A 9,214-nucleotide genomic window follows, 5' to 3' on the forward strand; every position below is an offset into this window, starting at 1 on the left:
CGGGCAGTGTTGCGTCAGAATGTAGATAACTTGGAGGATATTCTCATGGGCACCTCGAAAAATTGCCCTGACCTGACCACGTCGGTATGATGGCCGGGAGGTTCCATGGCTTGGGGTTTGACGATGGCGCAGATGGGTTTCTTTGATCTTTCGGACCGCTACGCGAACCTGGACGCAAAGCGTGACCCGCTGGTGGAGATCGACGCGGTCGTGCCGTGGGAGGAGTTTCGGTCGGTGCTGGAAGGGGTCTGGCGCAAGCCGGATGCGGAGCGCAAGTCGCGGGCCGGGCGCAGGCCTTGGGATGCGGTTTTGATGTTCAAGACGCTGGTCTTGAGCGCGCTCCACAACCTGTCCGACGACCAGATCGAGTATCAGGTCCGCGACCGGCTCTCGTTCATGCGACTCCTTGGTCTGGGTCTCGAGGACCGGGTGCCCGACGCCAAGACGGTGTGGCTCTATCGCGAGGGGCTGGCCAAGGCGGGGCTGGTTGAGGCGCTGTTTGGGCAATTCGACGGCTATCTGGCGCGGCAGGGCTACATCGCGCGGGGTGGGCAGATCCTGGACGCGTCCATCGTGCCGGTGCCGCGCAATCACAACACCCGTGATGAATACAAGGCGATCAAGGGCGGCGACGTGCCCGAGGGCTGGGCCGACAAGCCCGCCAAGCGATCGCAGAAGGATACCGACGCCCGTTGGACCAAGAAGCATGGGAAGTCGCATTACGGCTACAAGAACCGCGTCAACGTGGACCGCAAGCACAAGCTGGTCCGTCGTTACCATGTCAGCGATGCCGCCCTGCACGACAGCCAGGCGGTGGATCACCTGCTGATGAAAGGCAACACCGGCGCGGGCGTCTGGGCAGATGCGGCGTATCGGTCAGAGGAGATGGAGGCCAAGCTGCGAGACCGGAACCTCAAGAGCCGCATCCACCGCAAGGGGAAACGGGGCAAGCCGCTGACCGAACAGGCCAAGGGTAGCAACCGGACCAAATCCTCGGTGCGGGTTCGGGTCGAGCATGTCTTCGGCGCGCAGGCCAATGACATGGGCGGCACGCTGGTGCGCACGATCGGCATGGTGCGGGCGAAGGCCAAGATCGGCATGAAGAACCTCGCCTACAACATGCGCCGCCTCGTCCAGTTACGCCGCATCAACCCGTGCCCGGCGTGACCGCGGATCGCTGAAATCACGCCGCGAGGCATGAAACCCAACGCGCTAAAGGCCCCGAACCGGACGCCCCGCAACGCGCGACAATCCTGTCTGTCGGCATCATCCCCGCCTCAAGCCGTCAAGCCCGCTCAGAACGAGCGGGAAAAGTCAAAAATCGAGGTGCCCTCATGGCAAAATCAAATGAATTTACGGTTGCAGAACTCAAATCCCTGCCCTCGGGCAAGTATTGCGATGGGCAAGGATTGTGGCTTCACAAGCGCGCAGACGGCGGGGGGCAGTGGGTATTCCGCTTTTGCCTCTGGGGTCGGCAAAGGGAAATGGGCCTCGGCTCGCTGAAAACTGTCAGCCTGGCGGACGCCCGTAGAAAAACTGACATGGCTCGCAAACAAGTCCACGAGGGTATCGATCCCGTCAAAGAGCGCCGCCTGCAACGTCAGCAAGCCAATGCGCGGGATGGTCGTCTGGAAGCTCTGGCCACGGCAACTTTTGAGGCTCAAAAGCCGAGCCTCAAGGGTGCGAACGCAAACGGCGCATGGCTGGGTCCACTTCGTGTGCATGTCTTGCCAAAGATTGGCTAAATGCCAATCGTCAAAATCGATCAGGATGACATTGCGCGGGCCTTCGCCCCCATATGGCATCAAAAAACCGTCACGGGAAAAAAAGCAATCTCGCGGCTTCGGATCGTGTTCAAATACGCCAGAGCGAAGGGCTTTCTCGTAAACCGCGAAATAATTGATGAAGCTATCATCATCCTCGGGGAAAACAAGAAACCTGCAAAACCGAGCCTCGCCCTGCCGTGGTTAGAAGTGCCCGCATTTTATCAGACACTCTGAGACAACGACCCAACGCAACTCGCGCTGCGCATGTTGATCCTGACCGGCGTTCGCGCAGATTCTGTCATCAATATGCAGATCAATCAGATCAACGGATCAATCTGGAAACTCCCCGCGCTGTACGCAAAAGGGCGACTGTCCAACACGACCGGCTTCGACGTGCCTTTGAGCCCAGAGGCCCTGAATGTGATCGAACTTGCCAAAAACTATGAACGCAACGGCTATCTCTTCCCTAGTGCCACCGGAGGTCCGTTGAATAAAATGGCGATGCGCAACTACCTCGTTGATCACAAGGTAGCAGCCCGTCCCCATGGCTTTCGATCTTCGCTCCGGACTTGGCTTTCAGATCAAGCGCAATGCCCGTTTGAAGTCGCCGAGGCTTGCATCGGGCATGTGCGCAAAGGTGATGCCGCGATCGACGCTTACAATCGTACAAGCTACCTGGCGCAGCGCATTCCCTACATGCAAGACTGGGCCGCTTACGTGAGCGGAAAATCATGAACAAAACGTAAACGTGGCTTTAACCTTCTTCTGTTAGTTTTGTCGTGTCGCATAAGAAGAGGATCTAAATGACGGACAAAATTTTAAGACAGAAAGATTTGCAAAGTATTATCGGACTGAGCCGTTCAACAATTTACAGACAGGTCCATGCGGGGACATTTCCGCCCCCGATAAAGTTTACCGATCGTCTCATTGGATGGCGAGCCAGCGTCATCCTCGATTGGCTGGCGAACCGGCCAGAGGTCTGAACTTCAATCAGATCATCAAAAAGCCCGCCGGTTGCAGTTTGCACCCGGTGGGCTTTTGCAGTGGAGTGGCGTGACGATTTGCTGCGGAAAACTGAGCCCAGTCACACACCACTATATCGCGCGCACGTCTCTTCACGAGGCTTTGCCGACAGTCATTTCGCCTGTGATTTGCTTTGCAAACGTGATGATGTCGCGCGTCGACATCTCTCTGACACGAAAGAGATGCTCCGCCAAATCGACGATCTGCGCTTTATTCTCTGTGACTACTACAAGAGCCCTGCTGGACGCATCTTGCAAATGCCGTTCCACTCGGCGTCTTTCTTTTTCCGGCAAGCGCCACATCTCATTCGCGGTCCCGGAATCCCAGATGAGACCACTCTCGCCGAACCCCCACTTTCGCTCGATTGCGAGGGCCAAGTTTGTTGCCTGTGCAAGATCACTTTCTGCACCGATGCCCGCTCCAGAGCTCGGGTCGCCAAAGATGCAAATTTCGGCGGCCCTGCCCGACAGCAAGACCTGGACACGCTGTCGTGCCGTTTTTGGTGTCAGTATCTGAAACGGCATGTGCTCGACTTGCCCACCTTGTGCCGTTAGACACACCCGTTTTGGAAGGGGTCAACCCAAACGCATCATTGCCACCGCGTGACCGGCCTCATGCACTGCCGCCCGGCACAGGATATCCTGGTCCAATTTGGGCACAATCTGATCTGCTGCGTTCTCGAGGTGTTTTTGTCGAACGGTTGTTCGGTCCTCCCGCGCTCTTCCCAAAGCATCACGAACGATTGCCTCCGCCACAGCTCCGGACTGACCCAGTAGTCTGGCGGCAAGACTGGCGAGATCGAGCCTTTTGGCAGTCGCAGACCCAAGTTTCGCAGCAAGGATAGCCTCAAGCCCCTTCTTGTCAGGGTGCGGCACATGCAGCTTGAGATCGAACCGACCGCTACGAATGACTGCCGGATCAACCGCATCAAGTGAATTCGTCGCCCCAAGGAGAATTAGCCCCTCAACTTCTTTCGCTCGGTTGATCTGTTCGAGCAGGCCATTGACGACCCCGCGCATATAGCCTGTATTTAAACTTGCGGCGTCACGCTGCGAGAAACTGTCGAGTTCATCAATGAATAGTACAGCTGGGGCAGCCTCTTTCGCAGCAGCAAAGCTCCTGTCCAGAGCAGCAAGCATATCCCCTTGATGGCCGTGTTTCTGACAATCAGAATATGACGTTTCAATGATCGCGATACCCGCGGAGCCAGCAAACGCTCGCGCCAATGTGGTTTTCCCGGTTCCTGGAGGGCCATGAAATACGCCGCTGGATGTCACTTCAGCCCAAGATACCTCTCCCGCCCGCCACGCTTTGAGATCATTCAACATTCGGTCCAGAGACTGCCGCACGCTGTCCAAACCATACACATGATCCAGCGTCAATTCGGTTTTCTTGCGCGTCATTTTCCGAGCAGTTTCCGCAAGCCGATCTGCGACCAAAAGCGTCGTCGGAGCCGCGAAAGCTGCATTGATCTGGCCTGGCGTAAAGGTTTTCAGAAGCTCCGCAGCAGGCAAGCGGTTGCGGATGTCTGAGCTACTCCCCAATTGTTGGACAGGTTCTGGTGTAGATTAAGCTACTCTTTGCACCTGCTGATCGGGTTTGTTTGTTCCATTTCGCTGCCAGTAGATCACAGCAGGTGGATTGCCGCCAAGGGCAGAATGCGGACGCTTGTGGTTGTAGAACTCCACCCATTTTCTGACGCCTGCCTTCGCTTCTGATCCGGTCTCCCAAGCGTGCAGATAGACGCATTCGTATTTCATGGATCGCCAAAGGCGCTCGACGAAGATGTTGTCGAGATAGCGGCCCTTGCCGTCCATTGAGATACGCACACCAGATCGCCGTAGGCGATCTGTCCAGGCAAAGGATGTCAACTGTGAGCCCTGATCGGTATTCATGATCTCTGGCAAGCCGAACTTGTGAATGGCTTCGTTCAGCGCATCAACGCAGAACTCTGCTTCCAAAGTATTTGAGATGCGCCACGCCAGCACCTTGCGGGTGTGCCAGTCCATAATGGCGACCAAATACAGAAAGCCTCGACGCATCGGCAGATACGTGATGTCTGCGCACCAGACTTGGTTGGGTCGACCCACGCGAAGGCCGCGCAGCAGATAGGGATAAATCTTGTGCGCTTTGGCCGCCTTGCTGGTGTTGGGCTTCTGGTAGATCGGCATGAGACCCATCAGCCGCATCAAGCGCCGGATCCGTTTCTCATTCACCAGATGACCTTCATTCCGCAAGGGCCAAGTCATCTGACGCACGCCATAAAACGGCGTCTCCAGGAACTGCTTGTCGATCACGCGCATCAGGTCGAGGTTCATCTCACTTTCGCCCTTGGGCTCGTAGTAAAACGACGACCGCGGGATCGACAGCAACGCGCATTGCTTGCCAACCGACAGGCCCGCTAGATGCGGTGCAATCATCTTGCGCCTCACTTGCCGGTCCAGGGTTTGAGCTTGCTGGCCAAAAAATCGTTGGCGACGGCCAACTCCCCGATCTTGGCATGCAGGTCCTTTACCTGCTCTTCATCGACCTCCAGTGTCTTCTGCCCCCCTCGTTCAAATACGCCAGACGCACCTGCGAGCAATGCCCGCTTCCATTGATGGATCATCGTAGGGTGTACACCGAACCGACTTGCCAGCTCGCTGACCGTCTCCTCGCCTTTCAGCGCCTCCAAAGCGACCTTTGCCTTGAACTCCGGGTGATGTTGCTTCCGTTTAGACATTCCTGATCTCCTTCATGTTGAAGATCAGCAGACAACAAATTGCAGCTTACGTCAGTGTCCGAATTTCGGGGGGTAGCTCACCTGGCTGTCGAGTGAATGGTTCCTTGCTTGGGTTCTATCGCGCTCCAAAGCTACAGCGGGTCAGCGCAATCTTACCTTGGAAATCTGCCGCGACACTCCTGTTCCGCTGCCCTCTTTCGATGAACATCACGAAATCGTCCGCCGTATCGAAACCGCCTTCGCCAAGATCGACCGCCTTGCCGCCGAGGCCACAAAGGCCCTGAAACTGCTGGGCCGCCTCGAACAGCGCATTCTGGCACGCGCCTTCGCAGGCGACCTCGTCCCCCAAGACCCCACGGATGAGCCCGCCGAAACCCTCCTCGCCCGTATCCGCGAAGAAAGACTGGGGCAACCAGCCGCTCGGCGTAGACGGCGGCGAGAGGCATGATTGCAGATGAAAATCGCAAGGCTGACTGAATCGCTCCGTGTTTGCCGGAGACCATCGCGGACAGCGAAGCGCGGCCAATCCACAGCGATCGCGGAGGCCACTACCGCTGGCCTGGCTGGCTGGAACGTATAGATGCAGCAAAGCTCGTTCGTTCGATGTCACGAAAGGCGAGCTCGCAGGACAATGCCGCATGTGAAGGCTTCTTCGGGCGATTGAAGACTGAGTTCTTCTATCCTCGTGATTGGCCGGCTCTCACCGCGGCCCAGTTTATTGACGAGGTTGACGCCTACATCCGCTGGTATAACGAAACGCGCATCAAGATGTCTCTCGGCGGTCGAAGCCCAATGGAATACCGTAAAAGCCTAGGACTTATGACGTGAAAACAGTCCAACTTTTCGTGCGCACCCCCAATGGGTCAATCCGACACGAAAATCAACATTACGCAGCCTTTTTCAGTTTCATGGCGGGTATGATGTCACCATACCGGCGCGTTCCAGTCATCAATCATCCTGCGCATTTGCGTGGCGGTAAGGATTTCCGTACTTTACAAGCCGGGTTGTTCAACCCTCGATTGTCCGGACGGAGGACGTCAGAGTGTTGATCGTTGTTTGGGAATAAGTGATGAAAACTGGTGTTTTTGTTCTGCCCGCCACAGCACTCGCGCTCCTGACCGCGACGGTCGCATTTGCGGACGCCTCAGAAGAGGACACCAGGGCGGAATGTCGATCCACGGGCAGTTGCACGATCAAGTACGACCATCTGGCCACAGAGAATTCTGATCCTTACAAGGTTTACGGCAACCCACCGATCAAACATGCTGACCGTTGGGCAGCAGCGCGGTTTGATGATGTTCGGGATTGTCTGTTGCCTGCCGAGAAACGGAACGACGCTCCAGACCTGACGCAGATCGACTGGCGCAAGATGCGATCCGAAGCCGTCATCGAGGTCTGCCTTTTCCGAATTTTCTCGAGCCTCGGAAACCCCATGGCTGCAAAACGTTGGTTTGAGGTGCAAGGGTTGCGGAGAGTGGAACTCTACACCAGCTCGGGGCGGGCGGTACGCGACGGCAGACAGGTTGAAGTTGCCACAACCAGCGTTAAGGCAGGGAATCTTCTGAGCGAGACAGAAAAATGCTACGTCTCACGTAATTTTTCCAGCAATTTTCTGTGCTCTAAGGTCGTGCACGCAGAAACCTTCTCCGCAAGCTGGAACGAGGATGGGCAACTGTGGGGAACGGCATACGGGCAAACATCAAAGTAGTGGTTTTATTTTAGGGGTGGGACATGGCAACAATTGCATTGGCAGGAAACTTCATCGACGCAACGGATTTTTTGGTTCCCGATCAGAACTCAGAGACTCTCGGTTGGGGACACTTGCAGTTGGTAAACGGCGACGGTGAGATCGAGGTTCAAGCCCCCACTACGTTTTGGACAACAGCGGTGGGGTTAGGCCTTCTCGGCGGGCCGCTTGGACTTACGGCAGGAGCACTGGCAGGCTACACGTTCGGTACTTGGCAATTTCCTTCGACCGGTATTACCGGGTTGGACCGTTTACACGACGATCTCGATAACACCCCAAACTACCAGGTCACAGATCGCTATGGAATTGTTACACTCGACATCTCTTTCGCAGGTTCTGACCGGACAGAAGATGATGTCTGGGCGCTATGGGCACAAATTCACGCCCAGTTTCAAGCGCAAGCGAACATTCACTATAGCTATTCGCAGAATTCCAACTCCTATATCGGAACCTTGCTTTCCATGCTGGGGATTGATGGTGCAGACGAGGTCGCCAGTCTGATTTCCAGCATCGACACGGTTGTGGATTTTCCCGGTTTCACCTACAATCCACTTGACGATCTTAGCCTAAATTTTGATCTCGTCGGAGGCGGCAATGGGGATGTCATGTTAACGGGCATCGGCAATGACCGTTTGATAGGTGCCGGTGGTGACGATCAGCTTTTGGGCGGCGATGGAAATGACACGCTTGTAGGCGGCACCGGGAATGACCTGTTGAATGGCGAGGGTGGTTCTGACCTTGTCGATTACTCGGGTTTGGAAGGTGACATGGACGCGCCGGTGCAGTCTGGCATCGCCGCAGCCCTCATAGCTGTGGAAAATCCGGAGGCAGGGCAGAACACCTTTTTTGCCCAGGTCACGGACCCTTGGGGCGATACAGACACGCTTTTGAATATCGAAGGGATCGTTGGTACGGAATTCAACGACATTTTCGCAATTTCTGGAAGCCTGGCGGTTGCTACGTCCGATCTGGTCCTGATAGATGCACTCGGAAATTCCGCATCAGGAGATACGCTGGATCTGAGCGACGTGACGGATGAGTCCGGCGTGATGATAGATCTGCTGCAAGAGTTCATGCAGTCGAATGACAATGGCTTCGGCGTAACCATCATCACGGGTTTTGAGAACGTTATCGGTACCGATCAGAACGATTTCATTATTGGCAATGATCAGGCGAATATTCTCGATGGCGGATCCGGTGCGGATATGATTGATGGCGGTGCTGGAATAGATGTCGTCCGGTTTGATCCAACGAGCGGGAGCGTTAGAATTGACCTGCCGTTGCTTGACCCTGCTTTCGGCAACATCCGCGGCTCGGGTTCCGGCGGCGACGCGGAAGGCGATACATACGACAATGTTGAGGTTTTCATCGGTACGGATGCGAGCGATAAATTCATTGGAGGCGGTGTCTTCGGCACAACCGCACCATTGATGATAGCAGGTGGCTCTGGGAACGATCGCTATGAATTAGGTCTAAGCACTCTTCCGACAGTTTTCTGGGGCGGTTCTGGAGCAGACTCGATTGTCGGTGCTAATCGAGTCATGGTTGTTGATGTTCCCAATCTTACTGAGGTTAACTTTCATCTTTTCAGCTTGGATTTGATAAATGTTGGACCAAATTTCGACTGGTCCGTGATTGATGTTGTGCTGTTAAATCCAGACTCGAGCGACCGTCTTGTGACCTTTGATGATAATCAAGATGAGTACAATCGGTCAGTTGGCATGCAAACCTTTACGTTTGCAGGCGGAGGAGAAGGCACACCACCTCTCTAGTCATTCGCATACCGTGGCCTAGATCTACCTAGCGATCAACAGCTAGATGCCATAGTGGCTGAATTCACTGTCGATGTGCCTGGTAGTTCATCTTTTCGAGCGTTTGGAGAGATTGGAAGCATTATTCTCAACTTCTTTAGCCTCGGATTAGACGAAAATAACGAGCCACTTCCGATCTCTGAAG

11 protein-coding genes and 1 pseudogene are annotated in these 9,214 nt (G+C 55.3%); 9 read left to right on the top strand and 3 right to left on the bottom strand.

Annotation, left to right across the window (positions count from 1 at the left end; all coding sequences use genetic code 11):
* Positions 1 to 123 precede the first annotated feature (123 nt).
* From VR71_RS16215 to VR71_RS25580, 5 genes are all read left to right on the top strand, one after another.
* Positions 124 to 1,167, top strand: coding sequence for an IS5 family transposase (locus VR71_RS16215; protein WP_045685778.1), 1,044 nt, complete (start codon positions 124 to 126; stop codon positions 1,165 to 1,167).
* Between the two features lie 167 nt (positions 1,168 to 1,334).
* Positions 1,335 to 1,745 (top strand): Arm DNA-binding domain-containing protein, encoded by a 411-nt coding sequence (locus VR71_RS25160; RefSeq protein WP_296430484.1) that lies wholly within the window; start codon positions 1,335 to 1,337, stop codon positions 1,743 to 1,745.
* Positions 1,746 to 2,000: a hypothetical protein gene (locus tag VR71_RS25165; RefSeq protein WP_296430486.1), complete on the top strand. Its 255-nt coding sequence runs from the start codon at positions 1,746 to 1,748 to the stop codon at positions 1,998 to 2,000. It abuts the gene before it with no gap.
* A 24-nt stretch (positions 2,001 to 2,024) separates the two neighbouring features.
* Positions 2,025 to 2,501: a tyrosine-type recombinase/integrase gene (locus tag VR71_RS25170; protein WP_296430494.1), complete on the top strand. Its 477-nt coding sequence runs from the start codon at positions 2,025 to 2,027 to the stop codon at positions 2,499 to 2,501.
* Positions 2,502 to 2,569: 68 nt separating this feature from the next.
* The gene (locus VR71_RS25580) at positions 2,570 to 2,749 is read left to right on the top strand and encodes an AlpA family transcriptional regulator (protein ID WP_297776186.1); all 180 of its coding nucleotides are present in this window, start codon (positions 2,570 to 2,572) and stop codon (positions 2,747 to 2,749) included.
* Positions 2,750 to 2,881: 132 nt separating this feature from the next.
* On the opposite strand, the gene VR71_RS16225 is transcribed toward VR71_RS25580, so the two are convergent.
* From VR71_RS16225 to VR71_RS16235, 3 genes are all read right to left on the bottom strand, one after another.
* Entirely contained in the window at positions 2,882 to 3,313 is a 432-nt protein-coding gene (locus tag VR71_RS16225) for a hypothetical protein (RefSeq protein WP_045685762.1), read from the bottom strand.
* A gap of 51 nt (positions 3,314 to 3,364) precedes the next feature.
* Positions 3,365 to 4,192, bottom strand: a complete 828-nt coding sequence (locus tag VR71_RS16230) for an ATP-binding protein (protein WP_045685763.1) — start codon at positions 4,190 to 4,192, stop codon at positions 3,365 to 3,367.
* Between the two features lie 165 nt (positions 4,193 to 4,357).
* Positions 4,358 to 5,511 (bottom strand): IS3 family transposase gene (locus VR71_RS16235; protein WP_296430488.1). Its coding sequence is split into 2 segments (ribosomal slippage): positions 4,358 to 5,230 and positions 5,233 to 5,511, totalling 1,152 coding nucleotides; the frame shifts between segments, so codons are not numbered across the junction.
* 157 nt (positions 5,512 to 5,668) lie between these two features.
* Between VR71_RS16235 and VR71_RS25175 the strand changes: the two genes are divergently transcribed.
* The 4 genes and pseudogenes from VR71_RS25175 (at position 5,669) to VR71_RS16260 (ending at position 9,030) form a co-directional block, all read left to right on the top strand.
* Entirely contained in the window at positions 5,669 to 5,959 is a 291-nt protein-coding gene (locus VR71_RS25175; protein WP_296430490.1) for a hypothetical protein, read from the top strand.
* 50 nt (positions 5,960 to 6,009) lie between these two features.
* A pseudogene (locus VR71_RS16250) lies at positions 6,010 to 6,339 on the top strand (transposase); the annotation flags it as partial.
* A 241-nt stretch (positions 6,340 to 6,580) separates the two neighbouring features.
* Positions 6,581 to 7,219, top strand: a complete 639-nt coding sequence (locus VR71_RS16255) for a hypothetical protein (RefSeq protein WP_045685767.1) — start codon at positions 6,581 to 6,583, stop codon at positions 7,217 to 7,219.
* 23 nt (positions 7,220 to 7,242) lie between these two features.
* Complete coding sequence (locus VR71_RS16260) at positions 7,243 to 9,030, top strand: calcium-binding protein (RefSeq protein WP_045685768.1); 1,788 nt, start codon at positions 7,243 to 7,245, stop codon at positions 9,028 to 9,030.
* The last annotated feature ends 184 nt before the right edge of the window (positions 9,031 to 9,214 follow it).

The organism is Roseovarius sp. BRH_c41, assembly GCF_000961715.1.
Taxonomy (GTDB): domain Bacteria; phylum Pseudomonadota; class Alphaproteobacteria; order Rhodobacterales; family Rhodobacteraceae; genus Roseovarius.